The sequence below is a fragment of the Enterobacter kobei genome, assembly GCF_001729765.1.
GTDB lineage: Bacteria > Pseudomonadota > Gammaproteobacteria > Enterobacterales > Enterobacteriaceae > Enterobacter > Enterobacter kobei.
In genome coordinates this window covers 41,402-63,709 of sequence record NZ_CP017181.1, presented here as the reverse complement: position 1 = coordinate 63,709, position 22,308 = coordinate 41,402, and the positions used below count along the sequence as shown (strand labels likewise).

The 22,308-nt window shown below is 55.0% G+C and carries 23 protein-coding genes and 1 pseudogene; 13 read left to right on the top strand and 11 right to left on the bottom strand.

The features are described from left to right. Positions 1-4: 4 nt before the first annotated feature. The 3 genes from BFV64_RS00315 to BFV64_RS00305 form a co-directional block, all read right to left on the bottom strand. On the bottom strand, positions 5-442 hold the full coding sequence (locus tag BFV64_RS00315; protein WP_045281332.1) for an acetyltransferase: 438 nt from the start codon (positions 440-442) through the stop codon (positions 5-7). A 102-nt stretch (positions 443-544) separates the two neighbouring features. Continuing rightward, complete coding sequence (locus BFV64_RS00310; RefSeq protein ID WP_050862777.1) at positions 545-1,543, bottom strand: class I SAM-dependent methyltransferase; 999 nt, start codon at positions 1,541-1,543, stop codon at positions 545-547. Positions 1,544-1,621: 78 nt separating this feature from the next. Next, complete coding sequence (locus BFV64_RS00305; RefSeq protein ID WP_045281336.1) at positions 1,622-2,146, bottom strand: lipocalin family protein; 525 nt, start codon at positions 2,144-2,146, stop codon at positions 1,622-1,624. 117 nt (positions 2,147-2,263) lie between these two features. Here BFV64_RS00305 and BFV64_RS00300 point away from each other — a divergent pair, with 117 nt between their 5' ends. The 4 genes from BFV64_RS00300 to BFV64_RS00285 all read left to right on the top strand — a co-directional run bounded on the left by BFV64_RS00300 (position 2,264) and on the right by BFV64_RS00285 (position 5,797). Continuing rightward, positions 2,264-2,989 carry a MerR family transcriptional regulator gene (locus BFV64_RS00300; RefSeq protein WP_045269330.1) on the top strand — a complete coding sequence of 242 codons (726 nt, stop codon included), beginning with the start codon at positions 2,264-2,266 and terminating at the stop codon, positions 2,987-2,989. 99 nt (positions 2,990-3,088) lie between these two features. Then, complete coding sequence (uraH, locus tag BFV64_RS00295; RefSeq protein ID WP_014881954.1) at positions 3,089-3,499, top strand: hydroxyisourate hydrolase; 411 nt, start codon at positions 3,089-3,091, stop codon at positions 3,497-3,499. A 103-nt stretch (positions 3,500-3,602) separates the two neighbouring features. After that, entirely contained in the window at positions 3,603-4,562 is a 960-nt protein-coding gene (locus BFV64_RS00290) for a YbgA family protein (RefSeq protein ID WP_023333995.1), read from the top strand. Positions 4,563-4,708: 146 nt separating this feature from the next. Beyond that, positions 4,709-5,797, top strand: coding sequence for an AAA family ATPase (locus BFV64_RS00285; protein WP_045269329.1), 1,089 nt, complete (start codon positions 4,709-4,711; stop codon positions 5,795-5,797). Between the two features lie 43 nt (positions 5,798-5,840). Here the strand turns inward: BFV64_RS00285 and BFV64_RS00280 are convergent, their stop codons facing one another. From BFV64_RS00280 to BFV64_RS00265, 4 genes are all read right to left on the bottom strand, one after another. Beyond that, positions 5,841-6,794 (bottom strand): GlxA family transcriptional regulator, encoded by a 954-nt coding sequence (locus tag BFV64_RS00280; protein WP_069601599.1) that lies wholly within the window; start codon positions 6,792-6,794, stop codon positions 5,841-5,843. Between the two features lie 26 nt (positions 6,795-6,820). Then, positions 6,821-7,600: an MBL fold metallo-hydrolase gene (locus tag BFV64_RS00275; RefSeq protein WP_045281338.1), complete on the bottom strand. Its 780-nt coding sequence runs from the start codon at positions 7,598-7,600 to the stop codon at positions 6,821-6,823. A gap of 120 nt (positions 7,601-7,720) precedes the next feature. Further along, positions 7,721-8,521, bottom strand: a complete 801-nt coding sequence (gene nlpA, locus BFV64_RS00270; protein WP_014881949.1) for a lipoprotein NlpA — start codon at positions 8,519-8,521, stop codon at positions 7,721-7,723. A 147-nt stretch (positions 8,522-8,668) separates the two neighbouring features. Then, complete coding sequence (locus BFV64_RS00265) at positions 8,669-9,088, bottom strand: GNAT family N-acetyltransferase (RefSeq protein ID WP_014881948.1); 420 nt, start codon at positions 9,086-9,088, stop codon at positions 8,669-8,671. A gap of 140 nt (positions 9,089-9,228) precedes the next feature. On the opposite strand from BFV64_RS00265, the gene BFV64_RS00260 reads away from it, so the two are divergent. After that, the gene (locus tag BFV64_RS00260) at positions 9,229-9,525 is read left to right on the top strand and encodes a YicS family protein (protein WP_014881947.1); all 297 of its coding nucleotides are present in this window, start codon (positions 9,229-9,231) and stop codon (positions 9,523-9,525) included. A gap of 61 nt (positions 9,526-9,586) precedes the next feature. Here BFV64_RS00260 and BFV64_RS00255 read toward each other — a convergent pair whose 3' ends face one another. Continuing rightward, positions 9,587-10,537 carry a LacI family DNA-binding transcriptional regulator gene (locus tag BFV64_RS00255; protein ID WP_014881946.1) on the bottom strand — a complete coding sequence of 317 codons (951 nt, stop codon included), beginning with the start codon at positions 10,535-10,537 and terminating at the stop codon, positions 9,587-9,589. Between the two features lie 293 nt (positions 10,538-10,830). Between BFV64_RS00255 and BFV64_RS00250 the strand changes: the two genes are divergently transcribed. The 6 genes and pseudogenes from BFV64_RS00250 (at position 10,831) to BFV64_RS00225 (ending at position 16,812) form a co-directional block, all read left to right on the top strand. Continuing rightward, on the top strand, positions 10,831-11,145 hold the full coding sequence (locus BFV64_RS00250) for a PTS sugar transporter subunit IIB (RefSeq protein WP_069601598.1): 315 nt from the start codon (positions 10,831-10,833) through the stop codon (positions 11,143-11,145). An 11-nt stretch (positions 11,146-11,156) separates the two neighbouring features. Further along, positions 11,157-12,482: a PTS sugar transporter subunit IIC gene (locus BFV64_RS00245; protein ID WP_023331699.1), complete on the top strand. Its 1,326-nt coding sequence runs from the start codon at positions 11,157-11,159 to the stop codon at positions 12,480-12,482. A gap of 17 nt (positions 12,483-12,499) precedes the next feature. Then, a pseudogene (locus BFV64_RS00240) lies at positions 12,500-13,600 on the top strand (glycoside hydrolase family 1 protein); the annotation flags it as partial. Positions 13,601-13,656: 56 nt separating this feature from the next. Then, positions 13,657-14,354 (top strand): IS1-like element IS1B family transposase gene (locus BFV64_RS00235; RefSeq protein WP_235611130.1). Its coding sequence is split into 2 segments (ribosomal slippage): positions 13,657-13,906 and positions 13,906-14,354, totalling 699 coding nucleotides; the frame shifts between segments, so codons are not numbered across the junction. A gap of 19 nt (positions 14,355-14,373) precedes the next feature. Continuing rightward, positions 14,374-15,753, top strand: coding sequence for a carbohydrate porin (locus BFV64_RS00230; RefSeq protein WP_069601596.1), 1,380 nt, complete (start codon positions 14,374-14,376; stop codon positions 15,751-15,753). 153 nt (positions 15,754-15,906) lie between these two features. Then, positions 15,907-16,812 carry an EamA family transporter gene (locus BFV64_RS00225; RefSeq protein WP_014881941.1) on the top strand — a complete coding sequence of 302 codons (906 nt, stop codon included), beginning with the start codon at positions 15,907-15,909 and terminating at the stop codon, positions 16,810-16,812. Positions 16,813-16,854: 42 nt separating this feature from the next. Here BFV64_RS00225 and nepI read toward each other — a convergent pair whose 3' ends face one another. Then, positions 16,855-18,045 (bottom strand): purine ribonucleoside efflux pump NepI, encoded by a 1,191-nt coding sequence (gene nepI, locus BFV64_RS00220; protein WP_047625371.1) that lies wholly within the window; start codon positions 18,043-18,045, stop codon positions 16,855-16,857. Positions 18,046-18,252: 207 nt separating this feature from the next. On the opposite strand from nepI, the gene BFV64_RS00215 reads away from it, so the two are divergent. Then, positions 18,253-19,251, top strand: coding sequence for an aldo/keto reductase (locus BFV64_RS00215; RefSeq protein ID WP_069601595.1), 999 nt, complete (start codon positions 18,253-18,255; stop codon positions 19,249-19,251). A gap of 99 nt (positions 19,252-19,350) precedes the next feature. On the opposite strand, the gene BFV64_RS00210 is transcribed toward BFV64_RS00215, so the two are convergent. Next, positions 19,351-20,571, bottom strand: coding sequence for an MFS transporter (locus BFV64_RS00210; RefSeq protein ID WP_023331695.1), 1,221 nt, complete (start codon positions 20,569-20,571; stop codon positions 19,351-19,353). A gap of 343 nt (positions 20,572-20,914) precedes the next feature. On the opposite strand from BFV64_RS00210, the gene BFV64_RS00205 reads away from it, so the two are divergent. After that, positions 20,915-21,835 carry a LysR family transcriptional regulator gene (locus BFV64_RS00205; RefSeq protein ID WP_047343388.1) on the top strand — a complete coding sequence of 307 codons (921 nt, stop codon included), beginning with the start codon at positions 20,915-20,917 and terminating at the stop codon, positions 21,833-21,835. On the opposite strand, the gene BFV64_RS00200 is transcribed toward BFV64_RS00205, so the two are convergent. Next, entirely contained in the window at positions 21,832-22,284 is a 453-nt protein-coding gene (locus BFV64_RS00200; protein ID WP_045281345.1) for a DUF1198 domain-containing protein, read from the bottom strand. The two genes, BFV64_RS00205 and BFV64_RS00200, sit on opposite strands and share 4 nt — an antisense overlap. Positions 22,285-22,308 lie beyond the last annotated feature (24 nt).

The following is a 22,308-nucleotide window of genomic DNA, read 5'->3' as shown; positions in this document are numbered from 1 at the left end:
ATATTTACTTAGCCAACCGCATATGCAGCAACGGAAACGCATTTCCCTGTCCGTCAAGTTCCGAGCGCCCGACCTGCTCAAATCCCATATGCCGATAAAAGGCGACTCCCTGCGGATTCTGCTCATTCACGTCCACTTCGTTCGCGCCGAACTCTGCGATGGCGTGTTTAAGCAGCAGTTTCCCGACACCCTTCCCGCGACTCGCATCATCCACAAACAACATTTCAATGCGGTTTTCATCCACCCCTAAAAAGCCGTGAATAACGCCTGCGTCATCGCGGGCTATCACGACCTTGAGGTTGGGGAGATACGCGTTGAGCAATAGCGGACGCAGCGCCGCAATATCGCTTTCCTGTAAAAAGTGATGGGTGGCGCGAACGGAGGATTCCCAGATCGCGACCAGGCGTTCGAAGTGTGAGGAGTGTGCGGTTTCGATTTTCATGGGGGGATCATGTCTGGAAAACCTAATTCATTCAAGTCACTCTGTGCGCCTTGTTCCCCCCTCACCCTAACCCTCTCCCTCAGGGAGAGGGAACCGACCGTGCTAAGCTTTAATCTCCATCACCGCATACACCCCGTCCTTCGGCACGACCACGGTGACGTTTTCCACCGGTACGCCCGCCGCCAGGTGAATATCCTGCAGCTGCTGTAGCGTCCTCGGGTGGATATCCTCCCAGCCGATACCGCGCAGCACAAAGTCAATCTGCGGGCTGCTGGTCAGCATGTTTGAGACAATCACCGCCCCGCCGGGCTTGACCAGCCGCAGCGCGCGCTGGAGAAAAATCACCGCGTCGGCGTCGTTGAAGTATTCAAAAATCCCCAGCGCGTCGACCAGTTCGGCCTGATGCTCGCCCAGCTCCAGCAGCAGGTCCTCGTTACGCACCAGCGTGTGCACCAGGTTGCGCCTGAGCAGGGTCAGCTGTTCGCCCACCACAATGCCTTCCTGCGCCGCCATGGTTTCGGCCCAGCTGAGCGCGACGGGGTCTTTATCCACCAGTGTGAGATAGACCTGCTGGCCATCGAGCTTTGCTTCGCGCAGCGCCTCCAGCACCGGAATGGCGGCGCCGCTTGCTAGGCTTACCCAGTTGTTCTCGCTCTCATTGTGAATGTACTTCTCCACCAGTGCGGCAAGCACCCGGGCGCGGGAGCGCACGCCGATGGCGTCGTTCGCGTGGATAAACCACTGACGACTGTCGCTGTCCATCTTTGTGCCGTCCGGCAGGCGATCCTCAAGCGGGTTTTGCACCACAAACAGCGCCAGCGCGGAGGGCACCAGCCGGGTTCGCCATGCGGTAAGCGCCGGACGGTTGCGGAAAGCCTGCTCGGAATAGCGGTTCTGCGGGACGAGCACGGCCTGCCCTCCTTCTTCGTACTCAACCAGTGGAGGACGGAGCGCTGGCTCGGCTTTCAGCGCCCGATCGAGCGCAGCGATTTCACGGGCAGCATCGTCTTTCATCGGCCACTGGTCGCTGACGTCGGGAAAGGACGCACTGAAAATCATCATGTTTTTCGGTGCGTCACCACGAAAAGGCTGCCAGATCATAACGTCTTCCCTCCGTTGGGCTTTTAACGGAAGTCTATCCAGGCGAGTCCGTAATACCCTACGAAGAAAGCACGATCTTTACTGCTTCACCCACACCAGTTGGTCAACCCGGAAGCCCAGACTGCGCGCGGTGTTCAGGTAATCCTGCTTCACCGCATCCGGGATGGTCGGCGTGCGTGACAAAATCCACAGATAATCGCGGTTCGGGCCGCTGACCAGCGCGTACTGGTACTTGTCGTCCAGTTTGATTACGTTATACCCGCCGTAGAACGGACCGAAGAACGACACCTTCAGCGCGGCGGTGGTCGGCTCGCCGGTGAAGTACGCTTTCCCCTCACTTTCATTCCACTTGTTTTTCACCGGATCGTAACCCCGGTTCAGCACGCTGATACCGCCGTCGCTGCGCTTGCCGTAGGTGGCGGTCACCTGCTCCAGACCGCGTTCAAAGCGGTTTTCCAGGCGCGCGACTTCGTACCATTTGCCGAGATAGCGGCTGGCGTCAAAATGAGTAATAGGCTGCACGCCTTTCGGCGGCGTAGGGGATTTACAGGCAACCAGGGTCAGCGCAATGGCAACACCGGTCACAACAGGCCATAGCTTCATGAGAATTCCTTTCATTTGCACGGTTGGATGTTAAGTGTAGTGCACCGTTTCGGGGCTTCATCCCGTTCGGGAAAATTCGTAGTATATTGAGAGTATTCCTCCACTCTGGACACGGACATGGCTTACTCCATCGGCGAATTCGCCAGACTCAGCGGCATTACCGCCACCACCCTCCGGGCGTGGCAGCGTCGCTACGGTTTACTCAAGCCACAGCGCACGGAAGGCGGTCACCGCCAGTACAGCGATGAGGACGTCCAGCAGGCGCTGAAAATCCTCGATTGGGTCAAAAAAGGCGTCCCTATCGGCCAGGTCAAACCGCTGCTGGAGCGCCCGACGCCGGGGCGGACCAACAACTGGCAAACCCTGCAGCAGAACATGCTGCAGCGCCTTCAGGACGGCAAAGTCGAATCCCTGCGCCAGATGATTTACGACGCCGGACGCGAGTACCCAAGACCAGAGCTGGTCGCGAACGTGCTGCGTCCGCTGCGCAGCCAGGTCTCGGCTAACGTTGCCGCCGCCATGACCCTGCGCGCGATCCTCGACGGCATCATCATCGCCTACACCTCGTTTTGTCTCGAAGGTGATAAGAAAGCGCCGGGCGACAATATTCTGCTCAGCGGCTGGCATCTCAACGACCCGTGCGAGATCTGGCTCGAAGCCCTAACGCGCACCGGTCAGGGTCACCGGATCGACATCCTGCCGGTTCCCCCTGCCACGCTGGCTCCGGAGATTTTCCCGGAGCGGAAATGGCTTCTGGTCACCAGCGGCAAACTTACCGCCGGACGGAAAAAGCAGCTGGAGCAGTGGCAGCAGCAGGTATCGCTTGAAGTGATTATCCTCTGATCATTTTCTGCTGTGGGAATCTTCACGAAAAGTTGAATATTTTCCCGCGCCGCAGATGCTAACGTTTTCCTGTGACAAATAACTCCACAGGAAAACACCATGAAAAAAACAACCCCTCTGCTGTTCCTGGCCGCCATGGCCTTTGCCCCTGCCGCCTTTAGCGCCCCTGCCGGCACGCTGAGCGTCCACATTCTCGACCAGCAAACCGGGATGCCGCCATCAGACGTGACCGTTACGCTGGAGAAGCAGCAGCAGGACAAATGGACCCCGGTTGCCAGCGGCAAAACCGACCACGACGGACGTATTAAATCGCTCTATCCGCAGGACCAGGACATGCAGCCTGGCGTGTATAAAGTGACCTTTAAAACCGCAGAGTACTTCCACGGCAAAAAGCTGGACACCTTCTTCCCGGAGATCCCGGTGCTGTTTACCGTGACCCGCACCAACGAAAAGCTGCACATCCCGCTTCTGCTGAGTCAGTACGGTTACTCGACCTACAAGGGCAGTTAAGACGCATTGATTCTAAAGGAATAAAAAAAATAGTTCCGCGAATACTTGGACAAACTAGTCATGTTGTGTAAGTTTTAATTATATGAACGGGAGGGACCACACCATGACAACGAAACCTGTGCTCGGTATTAGCGGATGTTTGACCGGCTCCGCCGTACGCTTTGACGGCGGACACAAGCGTATGGGCTTCGTTATGGATGAGCTGGCCCAGTGGGTGAATTTCCGCCCCGTCTGCCCGGAAATGGCGATCGGCCTGCCGACGCCTCGCCCGGCCATACGCCTGACGCTGACGGACAGCGGCGAGACGCAGCTCCGTTTCAGCAAGCCGCCTCATGATGACCTCACGCAGAAAATGGCCGACTTTACGGCGGACTATCTGCCAAAAATCGGCGATCTTTCGGGATTTATCGTCTGTGCAAAATCCCCAAGCTGCGGCCTGGAACGCGTGCGGCTGTACGATGAAAACGGCAACCGGGGCCGCAAGGAGGGCGTCGGGCTGTTCACCGCCGCCCTTCTTGAAACCTACCCCTGGCTGCCCGTCGAGGAAGATGGTCGGCTGCACGACCCTGTGCTGCGGGAAAACTTTATTGAGCGGGTATTTGCCCTGCACGAGCTAAACACGCTGCGCGCTAAAGGTCTGACGCGACGTGGGCTGCTGGATTTCCACAGCCGCTATAAATTGCAGCTGCTGGCGCACCATCAGGCGGGCTACCGTGAAATCGGTCCGTTCGTTGCCTCGCTGCACGAGTGGGAAGACCTGGACGCCTTCTTTGTGGCGTACCGGGAAAAGCTGATGACCATCCTGAAAAAACCGGCTTCGCGGAAGAACCACACCAACGTGCTGATGCATATTCAGGGGTATTTCCGCAACCAGCTAAACACCCGCCAGCGCGGTGAGCTGCGCGACGTGATCCTGCACTATCGCAACGGGCAGTTACCTATTCTCGCCCCGATCACGCTGCTGAAGCACTACCTGGCCGAATATCCTGACCGGTATCTGATGACGCAAAACTACTTTGATCCCTATCCTGATGATTTGGGTCTGCGTCTGGCAGTCAAGTGATCACAAAAATGCGAAGGCCCCATTGACCCGTAGAGGCCCAAAGCAGTACCCCGTTTAGACGACATCCTCACTGTCGTCTCTTTTTTGCATTTAACCTCAAATACTGTGATTATATACAGGCTTATTCTGCAAAAAGGGGCCTGCCCGTGATCAACACCCTGCACATTCAAAACTACCGCTCCATCCGCGAGATGTCGCTTGAGCTGGAGCAGCTCAACATCGTCTTCGGCCCGAACGGCACCGGGAAATCCAATATTTACAAGGCGATACACCTGATGCACAGCGCCGCCCAGGGGCAGTTCTCCCAGTCGCTGGCGAACGAGGGCGGCATTCTGAAGGTGTTCTGGGCAGGCAAAACCCGCAGCGACCAGCTGCGGCGGATGAACCTGGCGGTGGAAACCGAGACCTACGAATACGAGTTGCAGGTCGGGTTTGTGGAGAGGCTGCCCTATCCCTCGCAGTTTCAGCTCGACCCGGTGATCAAAGAGGAGTCAATCTGGCTGAGCGGTCAGCATCGACGCCCGTCGTCACAGCTGATGAAGCGTAAGAATCAGGCGGTGTTTCTGAATAACGTGCATCACGAGAAAGTAACCCACAGCGGCACGCTGTATGAGAACGAATCGGTGTTCGGGCAGCTCGGCGAACCGCATCTTTACCCGGAAGTGTCGCAGATGCGCGAGTCCCTGCGTAACTGGCGCTTTTATCATGAGTTTTCCGTCTCATCCGGCTCGGCGATGCGTGCCCCGCAGGTCGGGTTCCGTTCCCCGGTGCTGGCCAGCGACGGTGCCAACCTGGCGGCGGCGTTTCAGACCATCGTGGAGATTGGCGACGAACTGCTCCTGATGCGCATCCTCGACCAGGCCTTCCCCGGCTGCGTGTTTTACAGCGACAACACCGGCGGACGTTTTCGCATGATGATGCAGCGCGAGGGGCTGAGCCGCCCGCTGGAACCGGCGGAGTTCTCCGACGGCACCCTGCGCTTTCTGTGCCTGGCGGTGGCGCTGTTAAGCCCGCGCCCACCGGCGTTTATCGCGTTGAACGAACCGGAAAACAGCCTGCATCCGCAGATGCTGCCCGCGCTGGCGAGCTTAATCGCCGAGGCCAGCCGCTACTCGCAGATTTGGCTCACCAGCCACTCGCCGGAGCTGGCGAAGTTGATTGAGAAACAGAGATCCTTTTCGCTGTACCAGCTGTCGATGGCGGAGGGGGAGACGAAGGTGGAGAGGCTGGGGTAGCTCAATCTCTTCATACCCAACTTACCGGGGTGGAACTTCCACGCTAGCTATGCAGACGAAACGTCTTTCGCCACTCCGCAGGACTTACCCCAAAACGCGCCTTAAACTGCTGTCGCCAGGTGACGGCAGAATTAAATCCCACCAGCTCGGCTACGCGTTCAATCGGCATATTTCCGGCTTCAAGCAGGATCTGGCTACGCCGCAGGCGTTCGGCGGTAAGCCAGTCGGCGACGCTCATTCCCGTGGCTTTAATAAAGTGACGGGTCAGCGTGCGGCGGCTCATCGAAACCACCTCCGCCAGCGAGTCCAGGCTATGCGGTTCGGTGATGTGCTGCTGTAGATAGTCGATCAGGCAATTGATACGTGCATCGCGGGTGTCATTCGGAACAGGCTGAGCAATAAACTGCGCCTGACCTCCCTCGCGGTGCGGCGGCACAATCATCCGCCGGGCAATCTGGTTGGCGACTACGCTGCCAAAGCGCTGACGAATGATATACAGGCAGCAGTCCAGCGCAGCCGCGGTTCCGGCAGAGGTGATGATATTGCCGTCATCCACGTAGAGGGCGTTGATATCAAGCTGGACGTGCGGAAAGAGCGACTGGAACTGATTTTCGGACTCCCAGTGGGTGGCAGCGCGCTTGCCGTCGAGAATGCCCGCATAGCCCAGCACAAACGACCCCAGACACAGCCCGACGATTTCCGCGCCGTTGTCTCTCGCCTGCACCAGGCTGTCGAGCAGCGTCTGAGGCGGGCGTTCGAGGACGTGCTGCCAGTAGGGAACAACGACTATATCGGCCCGACCAATGGCGGTGTAGTCCTGCGTGGCGTTGAGGGCGAACCCGTCTTTTGAGGTGAGGAACCCCGGCGTTTCGGCGCAGATCGTCACGTTAAAGCGCTTTTCGCCGGAGACGGAATCGCCAAACAGAATGCAGGGAACGGAGTAGTGGAACGGGCTGAACCCGTCTACCGCGACAATCGCGACGTTGATTAGCGACATTTGTCTCTCCTTTCCCTTTAACGCACTCAGAATATAACGGTTTCGCCATCCTGGGGAATGGTCACTGCGTCACTCACCTGATTGGCTTCAACGTACTCACGCAGCGCGCTGCGGGTCAGCAGGCAGTGGTTGATGGCTTCCATATGGCTCGCCACTATTTTGGCCTGTGGGAGCAGGAAATGAACGTTGAGCACATCCTCCTGCCCCATAATAATGGGGCCAAAACCAATGACGTGTGCATAGCCTGCGTTCAGTACCACCACGTCCGGCTGGTGCTTTTGCAGATCGGCCGCCACCGCGTCACGCCAGACGGTATCCCCGGCAAGATAAAGCGTCTTCTCATCAGGATGACGCAGCACCACGCCACAGGCCTCGCCCAGACGCTCCGCCAGCTCCGGCACGGCGTAAGCCCGGTCGGTACCGTGTTGGCCGCCGTGGGTTTTAGCAATCTGAATCCCGTCGAAGGTGGTCGCGTCAGTCATGACCGTCAGGTTGATAAACCCCTGGCTGCGCAGCAGCGCGGCATCACGATCGTTTTGCACGTAGATCGGCTTGTCTTTGGCGATCAGCTCTGCCGCGGCGCGATCCCAGTGATCGTCATGGGTATGGGTGACGATCACCGCGTCGGCGTTCAGCAGCGTGTTGACGTCAACAGGGAGTTCGACCGTCGGGTTACGGCGTTCGGCATGTGCCGTGCCGGGAAAGCCCGGATAAGCATCTTTCGGGGCCAGCATCGGGTCGATTAAAAGACGTTTCCCAGCGTAGGTAATCAGCAGGGTGGCGTTGCGAATTTGGGTAATGTTCATGGGCTATCCTCCGGTTGGTGTGATAAGGAGGATAGCCCGACGTCGCAGGTCACGCTGTGGGTTAAAGGGCGATTACCGATGGAATCGGGCCAATTTAAACTCCGCGTTTTCAGGCAGAATTTACCAGCCCGGTACCGCTCCGCCGTTAAAGATCGTCTCAGCCGCTTTCGCCACTTCCGGTGACTGATACGACTGGATAAATTCCTTCACGTTCTCCGCGTCTTTGTTGTCTTCGCGCGCCACCACGATGTTCACGTACGGCGAATTTTTATCTTCTATAAAGACGCTGTCATGCACCGGCGACAGCCCGGTTTGCTGAAGATAGGTGGTGCTGATGATGGCGACATCCACTTTGGGATCGTCCAGCACGCGCGGCAGCTGCGCCCCTTCCAGCTCCATGATGTTCAGATGTTTAGGGTTAGCGGTAATATCCAGCGCCGTCGGCAGCAGGCCGGTGTCTGGCTTCAGGGTAATGAGCTTCTCTTTTTGCAGCAGCAACAGCGCGCGGCCAAGGTTGGTTGGGTCGTTTGGAATGGCAATGGTCGCACCGTTCTTCAGGTCCGAAACGGATTTGATTTTGCGTGAATAACCGGCCATCGGGAACACGAAGGTATTCGCCACGGCAACCAGCTTGTAGCCATGCGCCTTGTTATCTTCTGCAAGGAACGGACGGTGCTGAAAGACATTGGCATCCAGCTCTCCCTGGTTGGTGGCATCGTTAGGCAATAGCGAGCCGCTGAAGCCGACCAGCTCCACGTCCAGGCCATATTTCTCTTTCGCCACCTTTTTGGCGACTTCCGCCACGTCCTGCTCGGCGCCGTTGATGACGCCTACTTTAATGTGTCTGGCATCGCTGCCATTTTGATCGCACCCTGCCAGCAGCAGGCCAGCGAGGACCAGCGCACCCAATCGACGTTTCACGAGACAGTTCCTTTTGCTGAATGTTTCAATGACTATATCGACAACGAGGCGGGGAAATAAAAAACGAAAAAGAATCAATAAGAAGGATAAGTTATATGCGGGTATCGCCGGGTGGCTCTGCGCTTCCCCGGCCCGCAGAATCAGAATTTAAAGCGCTTTCGTCAGGTAATGACGCTGCATACCCGGGTATGGGTAATCCTGCAAAGACATCTGCAGCTGGTAGCCCTGTTTTTCATAGAACGGGCGCGCCTGGAAGCTAACGGTATCCACCAGCGCGTGCTTGCAGCCTTTACGCCTGGCTTCATTTTCCGCCGTGTTGATAAGCTGGCTGCCCACACCGCTGCCCCGTACGGTATCGCTCACCCAGAGATAGTCGATATTCAGCCAGTCGCCTTTACGTACGCCGATTAAGCCGCCCAGCATGACGCCCTTTTCGTCTCGAACGTAAACGCCTATGTCACCGCTAAAGTTCGTCAAATCGAGGAACCGTCCGTTATAGGCTCTCAGACCCACAAGTAGCTCTTCTTTTTCCTGCGGCGTGACGGCGTCAGTAATGCTCAAGTGCATATTTTCTCTCCTTGTTTTCTGTGCCGTCTCACTATCGCACACCGGTGGCGTGGAGAAAATTCATACTTTCGACTGGCGTCGCTACACTGAATGTAACGATATATTTCATGGGAAGCATGTGACTTCTAAAGGGGGTTTTGATGAAAGCTGCGCACCTGGTCTGCCTGCTGGTTTGTCTGCTCTTCGCCGCGTTTGTCCATGCTCAGGAAAAGGATGACCCCGCGAAAGAGGCGCAAATAAAGCAGCAGGTCCTTAAAGATATTAAGAAAACCTGTACGCCACAGAGAAAGCAGAGCGATAAAGCCTGGCAGGAGATGATTTTGTCGTCCGAGGCCAATCAGTTGCTGATCAAAAATGCCGTTACCGCCGTCAAGCGCGACAATCTGGATGCTTACTGGGCGGCGATTGGTCAGGTGGACTGTATGGAAGATTATTGAGGGCTGGAAACGTGCTTCTCGCCGGGTGGCGGCTGCGCCTTACCCGGCCTACACAACATTTTTAACGCTTACGCACATCCGGAATAATTAAATCCCCGCGCAGCACATACGAACCCAGCATCTGCGTTTTCTCCGTCAGCCAGCTCACGATACGCGCCGCCATGGCATCCATGGAATATTCAATGGCCGGGATCACCGGAATACCCGGCAGGTGCAGGGATCCAGCAAGGCTGAAGACCATAATGTCTTCCGGCACGGATTTATTAAACGCCTGCAGCTGTGGGATCACTCGCTGGGCTTCTTGCTCGTCCGCCACCAGTAATGCGTTGAAATTCAGCGTGCTGGCGTTGTTAAGCAGCTCCTGTAGCGCAACGGACGAGGAGGTCGCGTCCATAAAGACGAGGTTGCGATTAAAGGGCAGAAAATTTTTCTCCAGCGCATGTTTGTAGCCGAGCAGCACCTGATCGGCAAAACCGCTGCCGTGCGGGTGGATCAGGGCAATCTGGCGACGACCTTGGCTGGTCAGGTAGTTACAGGCGGTTTCAGCGGCAAAGGCGTGATCGAACTGGATGCTATTGGAATTATCGGACTCCATACAGTCCACGAGGATGACGTTGTCCATATCCACGTCCAGCGGGAAACGCGCGCCGATGACGAGGATGTCATCACACAAACCGCAGGAGAGCTCTTCGAGCGCATTCATTACTTCGGCTTTGCTATGCGCGAAGCGCAGCAGCAGGTGTTTTTGATGCTGGCTGAGATGTTTTTCCAGCGCGTACAAATAACCGGTGGTCTGGTTAATATTTTCCTGTGCGCAAATGACGCCGATACATCCCGTCGACTGGCTCAGCAGCGACTGGGCAATCACATTAGGCCGGTAGTTAAGCTCATCCACTGCCTTCAGAACGGCCTGACGGCTGGCTTCCTTTACGCCACGCGACCCACTCAACACTCGCGATACCGTGGCTTTAGATACCCCGGCAAGACGTGATACATCATTGATTGTCGACATCTCTTTCCCCTGACAGGCTTACCTCGCGCCTGCAAATTCCATGACCGCTTCGGCTCATATTATAGCCAGAACGGAGTATATCCGTTTCCGTTTTCCATGGAAACCGATTTTCCGTTTCCACTCAAAATGATGTCAAAACAGCCAAATTATGTGACTTACATCCGGTTAATTAGCCTCATAAGTAAGGGATCTTGATGGTTGTCACACTTCTGTCTTTTATGAATGGAAACCGGTTTCCGTATAATGTCCAATCATTCCCGCAATAACTTTTTACATTTAGAGGATGGTTGTCGATGTTCAAGATTATGCTGTGCTGCTCTGCCGGGATGTCCACCAGCCTGTTGGTCAGCAAAATGGTCGATGTCGCGAAAGAACGTGGTTTGCCGGTGAAAATAGATGCGTACGGTGTTTCCGAATTTGATACGCAGTTTCCGCAATACCAGGTGGTGCTTCTCGGACCACAAGTGAAATACATTTTACAGACACTCTCAGACAAGGCGGCTACGAAAGGCATTCCGGTCCAGCCCATCGACATGATGGACTACGGCATGCAGCGTGGCGATAAAGTACTGGACTATGCTCTGTCGCTCATCGAAGCGGCACACTAAAAGGTGTTCACATGAGTTCGTTATATCAATCCATGGTCGCGGTGATTGAGCAGTCAATTACCCCGCTGGCCGCCAAACTTGGTCAGCAAAAGTATGTGATTGCTATCCGCGACGGCTTTACCGCCGCGCTGCCGTTCATGATCATCGGCTCGTTTATGCTGGTGTTCATCTTCCCGCCGTTTTCGGCGGATACTACCAATAGCTTTGCGCGCGGCTGGCTGGATTTCTCCCAGACTTACCGCGAACAGCTGATGCTGCCGTTTAACCTCAGCATGGGCGTGATGACCTTCTTCATCTCGGTGGGGATTGGGGCGAGCCTGGGGCGCCAGTTTAACCTCGACCCGGTGATGTCCGGCCTGCTGGCTTTTATGGCCTTCCTGCTGGTCGCCGCGCCGTATGCCGACGGTAAAATCTCGACCCAGTATCTCTCCGGCCAGGGCATTTTTACCGCGCTGATCACCGCCATCTACGCCACCCGCGTTTATGCGTGGCTGAAGCAGAACAACGTCACCATCCGCCTGCCGAAAGAAGTACCGACCGGCGTGGCGCGTTCGTTTGAGATCCTGATCCCGGTGATGGTGGTGATCGGTACCCTGCACCCGTTGAACCTGTTCATCGAAGCGCAAACCGGCATGATTATCCCGCAGGCGATCATGCACCTGCTGGAGCCGCTGGTCTCCGCCTCCGACTCCCTGCCCGCTATTCTGCTCTCCGTGCTGCTGTGCCAGATCTTCTGGTTCGCCGGTATCCACGGCTCGCTGATTGTCACCGGCATCATGAACCCGTTCTGGATGGCGAACCTCTCGGCAAACCAGGCGGCACTGGCGGCCGGCGCGGCGCTGCCGCACGTATACCTGCAGGGCTTCTGGGATCACTACCTGCTGATTGGCGGCGTAGGCTCCACGTTACCCCTGGCGTTCCTGCTGCTGCGCAGCCGCGTTACCCATCTGCGTACCATCGGCAAAATGGGCGTGGTGCCCAGCTTCTTTAACATCAACGAACCGATTCTGTTTGGCGCGCCGATCATCATGAACCCGATGCTGTTCATTCCGTTCGTGTGCGTTCCGCTGATCAACGCCTGTCTGGCGTATGCGGCAACCAAACTCGGCTGGCTGGCGCAGGTCGTCTCGTTAACCCCGTGGACCACCCCGGCACCGATTGGCGCCTCGTGGGCGGCGAACTGGGCGCTGAGCCCGGTGGTGATGTGCCTTGTGTGTATGGTGATGTCCGCGCTGATGTATCTGCCTTTCCTGCGTGCCTATGAGCGTACGCTGATGAAAAACGAAGAGCAGAAAGCGCAGGCGACCGTCGGTGCTGCCGAAACCGCAAGCAATTAAGTCAAAGAGGAAAGGTCATGAAATACGCATTTCCCGATAACTTCTGGTGGGGCAGCGCAAGCTCCGCTCTCCAGACGGAAGGGGCAAGAGAGGGGGAAACCACGTGGGATTACTGGTTTGCCCGCGAGCCAAACCGTTTTCACAACGGCGTGGGGCCGCAGCAGACCTCCACGTTTTATCAGCACTGGAAAACGGACATTCAGCTGTTAAAGCAGCTGAACCACAACAGCTTTCGTACCTCGATTAGCTGGGCGCGCCTGATCCCTGACGGTATCGGTGAAGTGAACCCGGAAGCGGTCGATTTTTATCATCAGGTCATTGATGAGCTGAATGAACAGGGCATCACGCCGTTTATTACCCTGTTCCATTTCGACATGCCGATGGCGATGCAGGCGATCGGTGGCTGGGAAAACCGAGAAGTCGTGGACGCATACGCCCGCTATGCGCAGATTTGCTTCGAGCTGTTTGGCGATCGCGTGCTGCACTGGTTTACCTTCAACGAGCCGATTGTGCCGGTGGAAGGCGGCTATCTGTACGACTTCCACTACCCGAACGTGGTGGATTTTCGTCGGGCAGCCACCGTGGCGTATCACACCGTGCTGGCCCACGCAAAGGCGGTTCAGGCCTACCGCGCCGGTCACTACGCGGGGGAAATCGGCATCGTATTAAACCTGACGCCGTCCTATCCGCGCTCGCAAAACCAGGCGGACGTGAAGGCGGCACACATTGCGGATCTGATGTTTAACCGCAGCTTCCTCGACCCGGTCCTGCGCGGCGAATACCCGGCGGACCTGGTTGCGCTGCTGAAGGCATACGATCAGCTGCCTGCCTGTAAGCCGGAAGATAGCGCCCTGATCGCGGAAGGGAAAATCGACCTGCTCGGCGTGAACTACTATCAGCCGCGCCGCGTTAAGTGTCGTGACAGCGCGGTGAACCCACAGGCGCCGTTTATGCCGGAGTGGTTCTTTGATAACTACGACATGCCGGGCCGTAAGATGAACCCGTACCGCGGCTGGGAAATCTACGCGCCGGGTATTTACGATATTCTGGTTAACCTGCGTGATAATTACGGCAACCCGCGCTGCTTTATTTCGGAAAACGGCATGGGTGTCGAAAATGGGTGATGCTGCCAACTTACTGATTTAGTGTATGATGGTGTTTTTGAGGTGCTCCAGTGGCTTCTGTTTCTATCAGCTGTCCCTCCTGTTCAGCTACTGACGGGGTGGTGCGTAACGGCAAAAGCACTGCCGGACATCAGCGCTATCTCTGCTCTCACTGCCGTAAAACATGGCAACTGCAGTTCACTTACACCGCTTCTCAACCCGGTACGCACCAGAAAATCATTGATATGGCCATGAATGGCGTTGGATGCCGGGCAACCGCCCGCATTATGGGCGTTGGCCTCAACACGATTTTCCGCCATTTAAAAAACTCAGGCCGCAGTCGGTAACCTCGCGCATACAGCCGGGCAGTGACGTCATCGTCTGCGCGGAAATGGACGAACAGTGGGGATACGTCGGGGATAAATCGCGCCAGCGCTGGCTGTTTTACGCGTATGACAGGCTCCGGAAGACGGTTGTTGCGCACGTATTCGGTGAACGCACTATGGCGACGCTGGGGCGTCTTATGAGCCTGCTGTCACCCTTTGACGTGGTGATATGGATGACGGATGGCTGGCCGCTGTATGAATCCCGCCTGAAGGGAAAGCTGCACGTAATCAGCAAGCGATATACGCAGCGAATTGAGCGGCATAACCTGAATCTGAGGCAGCACCTGGCACGGCTGGGACGGAAGTCGCTGTCGTTCTCAAAATCGGTGGAGCTGCATGACAAAGTCATCGGGCATTATCTGAACATAAAACACTATCAATAAGTTGGAGTCATTACCAACCATGAATACGATTAAAAAACTTCCATTAACCATGGCGGTTATCGCCGCGCTTTGCCCAATTTCTGTACTCGCACAAGAATTTACGCAGGAGCAAATCGACGCCATTGTGGCTAAAGCGGTGGACAAAGCGCTGGCCGAGCGGCAGGCCAAAATGGATGCGGCGGTCGCGAAAAAGGCAGACGTGGTGACCGAGCCGCAAAGCGCGGCGCAATCCCCGGATATGGCGATCCCATTCGGGGTGAAATTTACCGGTTACGCCCGCTACGGCGCGCACTTCCAGGCCGCCGATCAGAAATACGTGGCGGTGGACGGTTCCTACAACGGCGCCTCCGCGATTGGTCGTCTGGGTAACGAGGGCAACGGTGGGGAATTCCAGCTCTCTAAAGCCTTCAAGGGTGATAACGGCGCCATCTGGGACATCAACGTGATGATCGACCACTGGGGCGACGAAGTTAACCTTAAAAAAGCCTACGCGGGCGTGACCAACATTATGGCCTCCAACCCGAACGCCTATTTCTGGGCGGGTCGTGACTTCCATCAGCGTCCACAGCAGGGCATTAACGATTACTTCTGGATGAACCACGACGGCCAGGGTGCCGGTGTGAAAAACTTCGACATCGGCGGCGTGCAGTTTGACGTCGCTGCCGTGGCGGCGGTGGAATCCTGTAGCCCGGAAGTGATGGAGGATGAAGCCAACCCATCGCGCATCACCTGTACCGGCGGTTCCGGCACGGGCGACAAAGGCAACTACGCCGCGACGTCAAAAATTCACGGCATGAAGCTCGGCCCGATCGACATGGAGCTGTACGCTAACTACGGCTTTGACTCCAAAGCGGTTGAAAGCGACGAGCGCCTGAACGCCTGGCAGGGCGGCGTGGTGCTGAGCCACACCAACGACAGCGGCGTGAACAAGGTGATCGCGCGTTACTCCGATAATGCGGACAACAGCGTGTTCAACAAAACCGAGGATCTGACCACGGTTTACGCCAGCTTCGAAGGATTATACAAATTCACCCAGGCCACGCAGGTAGAGTACATCCTCGCCTTCCACGACTACGACAACAGTCGTGATAAGACCGACAACCGTAAGAACTACAACGCCATCGTGCGCCCAATGCACTGGTGGAACGACGTTCACTCCACCTGGCTCGAAGCGGGCTGGCAGCACGTTGATTATGACAACGGCGGCGATAACAAGGGCTGGAAGCTGACCCTGTCGCAGAACATGTCTATCGCCATGGGGCCGGAGTTCCGTCCAATGCTGCGCTTCTACGTGACCGGCGGCAAAGTGGATAACGAACGCACCGCCCGCGTGAGTAATACCAAAGACGAAACGCTGGACGACTTCAACGTCGGCGCGATGTGGGAGGCGTGGTTCTAGCAAGGTAAACGCAAAACGGCAACGCAACGTTGCCGTTTTTAGTGTTTTCTCCCTCTCCCTGTGGGAGAGGGCTGGGGTGAGGGCATCAGGCCGCACACAACCCGGCTATATCCCATGTTATGCTACAAAAAAATCAACATAGCAGGGGAGAACATGGGTTCCACACGCAAAGGGATGTTAAACGTCCTGATCGCCGCCGTTTTATGGGGAAGTTCAGGGGTTTGCGCGCAGTACATCATGGAGAAAAGCCACATTTCTTCGCCTTATCTGACCATGGTTCGCCTGCTGTTTACCGGCGTGATCCTGCTGACGCTTTCTTTCGTTCACGGCGACAAGATTTTCTCGGTCATCAAGCATCGCAAAGATGCCCTCAGCCTGCTGTTCTTCTCTCTGGTTGGCGCGCTTACCGTGCAGCTCACCTTCCTGCTGACGATTGAAAAATCCAACGCGGCTACCGCCACCGTGCTGCAGTTTCTGTCACCGACCATTATCGTGGCCTGGTTTGCGCTGGCGCGAAAAAAGCGTCCCGGCGTGTTTGTCCTGTCAGCGATTTTTACGTCGTTGATAGGTACTTTCCTGCTGGTGACTCACGGCGACCCGACCTCGCTCTCCATCTCTCCTGCCGCGCTGTTCTTCGGTATCGCCTCGGCCTTTGCCGCCGCGTTTTACACCACGTATCCCTCAACACTTATTGCCCGCTACGGCACGCTGCCGATTGTCGGCTGGAGTATGTTGATTGCCGGGCTCATGCTGACGCCGTTCTACGCCGGACGCGGGACCACCTTTGTGATTGACGGCGGCCTGCTGCTGGCCTTCTTCTACCTGGTGGTAATCGGTACGGCGCTAACATTTAGCCTGTATCTGAAAGGCGCACAGATGATTGGCGGGCCGAAGGCAAGCATTCTGAGCTGCGCTGAGCCGCTGAGCAGCGCATTACTGTCGGTGGTTTTGCTGGGTGTGGCGTTCACCCTGCCGGACTGGCTGGGGACGCTGTTGATTGTGTCGTCGGTGGTGCTGATTTCGATGGATTCGCGTAGAAGGGTTAAGGCATCGGCGTAGCCTGATGTCCCCTCTCCCCATAGGGGAGAGGGGACATTTGGTTTACTTCGCCTTAACCTTCCCGGCCACCAGCAGCGCTGTCAGCAACATCAGCGTACCGGAAATCACCAGCGGCGACGTCAGTCCCAGATGGTCCAGTGCAACGCCGCCCACCGCCGCGCCGCAGGTGTTTGCCAGTTGGATCACGGCCACCTGAATCGACCCGGCTTTCTCCGCCTGATCGGCCAACGAGCGAGTAATCCACGTCGACCAGCCAACCGGCACCAGCGCAAAAGCAAAGCCCCAGATAACCGCAATCGCCGAGGCGACCCACTTATCGCTACCCCACAGCACCAGCACCGTGGCACTCACTGCCAGTACCAGCGGCGCGCCAGCCAGCGCCACTTTCAGGGAACGTTTCAGGAACTGGGACGACAGCGACGTACCGACAAAGCTGGCGATACCAAAGCTCAGCAACACCAGCGTCAGACCATCCACGTCAAAGCCCGCCATGGTCATATACACCGGACGGATGTAGGTGAAGAAGGCAAACTGCCCGGCAAAGGCCATAAAGATGGCGGTCATCCCCGCCAGCACACCCGGACGCTTGAGGAGGCTGAACATATTCTGTTTGTGATGCGCCGCTTCGCCCGGCAGGGACGGCAATGCCTTCCATACCCAGAGAATACAGAGCACGCCCATCACCGCCGCCGCGTTGAAGACGTTACGCCAGCCGATGATCCCGCCGAGGAAGCTGCCCAACGGTGCGGCAATCACCAGCGCGATGGAGACCGCACCGAAGATGACGGACAGCGCTTTCGGCACCGTACGCGCGGGTACCAGGCGCATAGTGAGCGAGGCGGACATCGCCCAGAAACCGCCAAGACCCAGTCCCAGACAGGCGCGCCCCAGCAGCAACAGGGTGAAGTTTTCCGCGAAGGAGACCAGCAGGCAGGAGAGCGTCAGAAGGACGCTGAAAAGAATAACCACTTTGCGGCGGTCAATGGCGCCAATCACCTGCGTGATAAACAGGCTGGCGAACATCGCCACAAAGGCGGTCACGGTAACGGACTGCCCCGCCACGCCCTCGGAAATGCCGAGATCCTGCGCCATCGGCGTCAACAGGCTGACCGGCAGAAACTCGACGGTGATCAGGCAGGCAACGCAGAACGCCACGGAGAAAACCGCCGACCAGTTGGGGCGAGAAACCTCTTTGGTCTGCGGTCTGGTCGAGGGCTGGATATGTTCTGTCATGGCGTCACCTGAAGATAAAAACGTGCGGAAAAGTCGCGCAGTTTATCATCAAAAGTGTGACGAATTTAACGTTTAGACAACTTTTGTGGTTTTTAATGATTCGGAAGGCAGATCGGCGGTGACTGATACCTTTTCAGCATAACGAAAATGAAAATTCAGTAACCACAATTGAGGTGAAACAATCATAGCGTCTGAAAAGGAAAAACTATGAAAACACGTACTTTATCTCAAAATCTTACCGTCAGTGCCGTCGGCTACGGTGCCATGGGTCTGAGTGAATTTTATGGCCAGACTGATGACAAAGGCTCACTGCAGGTATTGCATAACCTCATCGATCTGAACGTGACGTTTATTGATACCGCAAATTTATATGGCCGTGGCCATAATGAAAGGCTAATCGGTCACTTTCTTGCCGGGCTGGATAAAAGCACTCGCGAGCAGTTTAAAATTGCCACGAAATGCGGTATCGATCGCTCTCCTGACGAGTCCTATGCCCGCACTATCAATAACACACCCGACTATATTATCCGCTGCTGTAACGAATCCCTTAAGCGGCTTGGCGTTGAACGGATTGATCTCTTTTATCTTCACAGGGTCAGCAACGAAACGCCGGTCGAAGAAAGCATGGAGTGCCTGAGCACACTCGTTAAGGAAGGTAAAATTAATCACATTGGTCTTTGTGAAGTGTCGGCTTCAACGTTACAGCGAGCCCATACGGTACATCCGGTCACCGCGCTGCAAACCGAATATTCGCTGTGGACGCGTGATATTGAGGATACCGTTCTACCGGTTGTGAAAGCGTTGAGTATCGGCCTGGTCCCTTACTCTCCTCTTGGCAGAGGCTTCCTGACAGGCAAATACCTCAGCAACGACGATTTTGCAGACGGTGATTTCCGCAAGAATAATGCGCGTTTTATTCAGTCCAGTCTGGATCATAATCGCCAGTTGCTCGATGCAATTACCCCGCTTGCACAGAAATACGATTGCACTACAGGGCAAATTGCTCTGGCCTGGCTGCTGGCACAATACGATAAGCTGGTTCCAATTCCTGGCACTAAGCATACCCGTTATCTGGCTGAAAACGCTCATGCGGCGGAAGTTATTCTGGAAAAAAGCGATGTTGAATCGCTGAACAACATTCATCGGAAGATAGAAATTAAAGGGGAACGATATTCGGAAGAAGGCATGAAAGGTGTGAACGCCTGATATATTCCGCTCAACAACGTAAAAAAACCGGGGAGACCCGGTTTTTTATGGCTAACAAAGTCACGTTTTTTTATTTCTCAGCAGTGCCTTGCACAGTCGTTAATTTGACTCGTACGATTTCTCCACGCGAGAATGTTTTGTCGTAAGGCTCGCAGGAATAACCGCGACAAGCAGGATGGAAAGGCCAATGGCTGTGCCCGCTACGATATACAGGAGGGGGACCGGGAACGATGACACCATCCAGGCCCCCACTGAAGCACCGATACCAATGGCGATATTGAAAAACGAAACATAGAGTGCTGAGGCTGGAAACGTTTTATCTTCCGCCATACGTAACACCCATGTCTGAAATCCGACAAATACTCCTGATACCGCAACGCCCCAGATAACCATGGCAGTGAAAATGAGCGCGACAGAGAGTGAGGAACCTGACCGTCCGAGGAAGATCAGCACCGCACAGATAAGCAGCACGGATAAAGCTACCGTCATCTTTAGATATTTATCAATCAACACGCCGGTCAGGAAATTACCGGCCAGACCCGCGATGCCGTAAACTAAAAGCACAGCCGGAACAAAAGCAGCGGAGAGTAAACTCTGCATGTGTAACCAAGGCTCAATGTAGGTAAATGCGGCAAAGTGGGCGGTAACGGCAAGCAGCGTGGCAAAGTAAATTTTCCACAGCGTGGACGATTTCAGCACTCTTTTGAGAGCATCAATACCCATCGCGCTTTTATTGTTTATTTGCGGGACAAGAACAGTAATGCCCACAAAGGCCACGACGCTGAGTGCTGCCATCAGCCAGAATGCCTGTCTCCAGCCCAAATGAATGCCAATATAATTTGAAACCGGTACACCAAACACGCTTGCCGCAGAAACACCGCCAAATACGATTGATGTTGCCGTACCGATATAACGGGCAGGAACAATGGCTACTGCAGTCGCTCCAATCATTGCCCAGAATGCACCATGAGCAAGTGCACCCAATACGCGCGCACTCAGTAGAGCACCGTAAGTGCTTACCGTGGCGGCCAAAATATTGGATATCATAAGAACGACGGTGAGTACCAACAAAAGACGCTTTTTCGCCACATTTCCCAGGAACACGGAGGCAAACAATGCGCTTAATGCCCCTACCCACGCATAAAGAGACACGGTCATGCCAACCGCGGATTCCGAAGAATGGAGCCCCTCTGCAATAGGAGTTAATAACCCTACAGGCGCAAGTTCAGTGGTAACGATGGTGAATGTTGAAATTGCCAGAATAACTAAAGCGAGCCATGACTTTAGCGTCATATTTTGTGGTAATTTCTCTGAAATCATATTACTTACCTCAATAATCGTTTATATAATTAGCCATTTTTTCTGCTGTGCATCTCGTAAGCAAGATATAATCATCTACACAGAACCCTCTTGCCAAACACGCTAGTTCTGATAATTACGTGGGCGACCTTTAACAGAATTTAAATGCCATATTTCGCGTTAGAGAAAATGAGTCAAAATTACATGAGAAATTTATCAATCCAGTACTCAAATGGAATTATTAAATTTGTAATATAGTTTTTGTATTACTATTTTTTTAGGTTTTTATTTTAAACGTTCCCGTGTAAGATCTGAGAAGATAAAATAAAACGAAAATACCTTTTCGCTTTTCAGGATCATCGTTATGGCTACAGCAGAACATTTAATCAGCAATAACCTTCCCAGTATCAAACAATTGCAATGCTTTCTCGCTGTCGCGCATGAGTTGAACTTCCGCAAGGCAGCTGAACGTCTGAGGATGACGCAGCCCCCTCTGACCCGGCAGATTAAATGTCTTGAGGCCGTTTTGAAGCGTCAGCTCTTCAGTCGAAATACGCACGACGTAAGCCTCACTGAAGCAGGGCGCGCACTGGTGGTAAAAGCTGAGAAAATTCTTCGCGAAATCAGTGAACTGAAAACGGATTCCCTCTCCTCTGAAACCACCTTACGGATCGGACTCACCCGGACGCTTAATTTTGAATATATTGAACCGGTGAATAGGCAGCTTCAAAAACTGAACGCCGGGGATGATGTTGAAACACCGGACCTGACATCAGCGCAGCTGCTGCAAAGCTTGTCCAAAAATATGCTGGATCTGGTGCTAACAGGGGAAAAAGGGACAGGTCATGAAGATATTGTCCAGTACCGTTGGGTTTGCCAGGAGCCGCTCCTTATCGCAATGCCTTCTTTACACCCTGCAAGCCTGAAAGAAAAAGTCGCTCTCGACGATATCAGTGATTTACCGATTTTCTGGTTTTCCAGAAGTGCTAATCCGTCGTTTTACGACAAATGTGAAAGCTACTTTGACACGCTGAAAACGCCGCTGAAGCGCATAAAAGAACCAGACGATTCACTGGTGATGCTGAGTCGTATCGCAAGAGGGAAAGGGTTTGCGCTGCTACCTCAGTCAAAATGCACCTTCAATCAGGAGGGGCTCTGTTACCGCGAGCTAACGGATGATGAGGCAAAGCGACTCAATATTGATATCTATGCGGCAACCCGCCTCAATGAAAACCGGGAGGAGATCCTGAACGCTCAGAATATCTTGTGCGGGAAGGAGAACTAATGCAGGTAAAACACGCCCTCTTCCGGCAGGAAAAGATGGTTATAGCGCAGCTGAAAGGCATTAAGCTCCTGCGGGTCGGGCTCCATCTCGCGCATAAAGCCGAGCGCCAGACGAATTTGCGCATCGGTGATCGGCGCACCCAGGCGGGCTTTACGCAGCAGACGGTGCCACGTATGCAGGTTCTCTTCACTGCCGTCGACAATGCAGACCTGCCAGATCAGCAATACCTGCGCCGCGTTTTGCAGATGCGCCTCGTCCGGGCGTTCAAGATAACGGATAAACTCATTCCCGGCTGTTTTACCGAACTGATCGATCATCGACTCAACCGGCATTGGGGTGATTCCCAGCCGTTCGCTTAAACGTTTGATGGCGCGGCGGGAATCTGAGGTCAGGACACGAAATCCCACCACAAACACCACGGCAAGCGTTGCCAGCATTATCCAGACCATGCGTTCTCCTCAGACTAGCCGCTT

What these genes read in the sequence shown, in the direction of transcription:
- BFV64_RS00275 (WP_045281338.1), bottom strand. Translation starts at nt 7,600, where the DNA reads ATGAACATTACCCAAATTCGCAACGCCACCCTGCTGATTACCTACGCT.
- BFV64_RS00280 (WP_069601599.1), bottom strand. Translation starts at nt 6,794, where the DNA reads ATGTCGCTAATCAACGTCGCGATTGTCGCGGTAGACGGGTTCAGCCCG.
- BFV64_RS00230 (WP_069601596.1), top strand. Translation starts at nt 14,374, where the DNA reads ATGAATACGATTAAAAAACTTCCATTAACCATGGCGGTTATCGCCGCG.
- uraH (WP_014881954.1), top strand. Translation starts at nt 3,089, where the DNA reads ATGAAAAAAACAACCCCTCTGCTGTTCCTGGCCGCCATGGCCTTTGCC.
- BFV64_RS00260 (WP_014881947.1), top strand. Translation starts at nt 9,229, where the DNA reads ATGAAAGCTGCGCACCTGGTCTGCCTGCTGGTTTGTCTGCTCTTCGCC.
- BFV64_RS00310 (WP_050862777.1), bottom strand. Translation starts at nt 1,543, where the DNA reads ATGATCTGGCAGCCTTTTCGTGGTGACGCACCGAAAAACATGATGATT.
- BFV64_RS00210 (WP_023331695.1), bottom strand. Translation starts at nt 20,571, where the DNA reads ATGATTTCAGAGAAATTACCACAAAATATGACGCTAAAGTCATGGCTC.
- BFV64_RS00290 (WP_023333995.1), top strand. Translation starts at nt 3,603, where the DNA reads ATGACAACGAAACCTGTGCTCGGTATTAGCGGATGTTTGACCGGCTCC.
- BFV64_RS00205 (WP_047343388.1), top strand. Translation starts at nt 20,915, where the DNA reads ATGGCTACAGCAGAACATTTAATCAGCAATAACCTTCCCAGTATCAAA.
- BFV64_RS00300 (WP_045269330.1), top strand. Translation starts at nt 2,264, where the DNA reads ATGGCTTACTCCATCGGCGAATTCGCCAGACTCAGCGGCATTACCGCC.
- BFV64_RS00245 (WP_023331699.1), top strand. Translation starts at nt 11,157, where the DNA reads ATGAGTTCGTTATATCAATCCATGGTCGCGGTGATTGAGCAGTCAATT.
- nepI (WP_047625371.1), bottom strand. Translation starts at nt 18,045, where the DNA reads ATGACAGAACATATCCAGCCCTCGACCAGACCGCAGACCAAAGAGGTT.
- BFV64_RS00200 (WP_045281345.1), bottom strand. Translation starts at nt 22,284, where the DNA reads ATGGTCTGGATAATGCTGGCAACGCTTGCCGTGGTGTTTGTGGTGGGA.
- BFV64_RS00215 (WP_069601595.1), top strand. Translation starts at nt 18,253, where the DNA reads ATGAAAACACGTACTTTATCTCAAAATCTTACCGTCAGTGCCGTCGGC.
- BFV64_RS00255 (WP_014881946.1), bottom strand. Translation starts at nt 10,537, where the DNA reads ATGTCGACAATCAATGATGTATCACGTCTTGCCGGGGTATCTAAAGCC.
- BFV64_RS00250 (WP_069601598.1), top strand. Translation starts at nt 10,831, where the DNA reads ATGTTCAAGATTATGCTGTGCTGCTCTGCCGGGATGTCCACCAGCCTG.
- BFV64_RS00265 (WP_014881948.1), bottom strand. Translation starts at nt 9,088, where the DNA reads ATGCACTTGAGCATTACTGACGCCGTCACGCCGCAGGAAAAAGAAGAG.
- BFV64_RS00225 (WP_014881941.1), top strand. Translation starts at nt 15,907, where the DNA reads ATGGGTTCCACACGCAAAGGGATGTTAAACGTCCTGATCGCCGCCGTT.
- BFV64_RS00315 (WP_045281332.1), bottom strand. Translation starts at nt 442, where the DNA reads ATGAAAATCGAAACCGCACACTCCTCACACTTCGAACGCCTGGTCGCG.
- BFV64_RS00305 (WP_045281336.1), bottom strand. Translation starts at nt 2,146, where the DNA reads ATGAAGCTATGGCCTGTTGTGACCGGTGTTGCCATTGCGCTGACCCTG.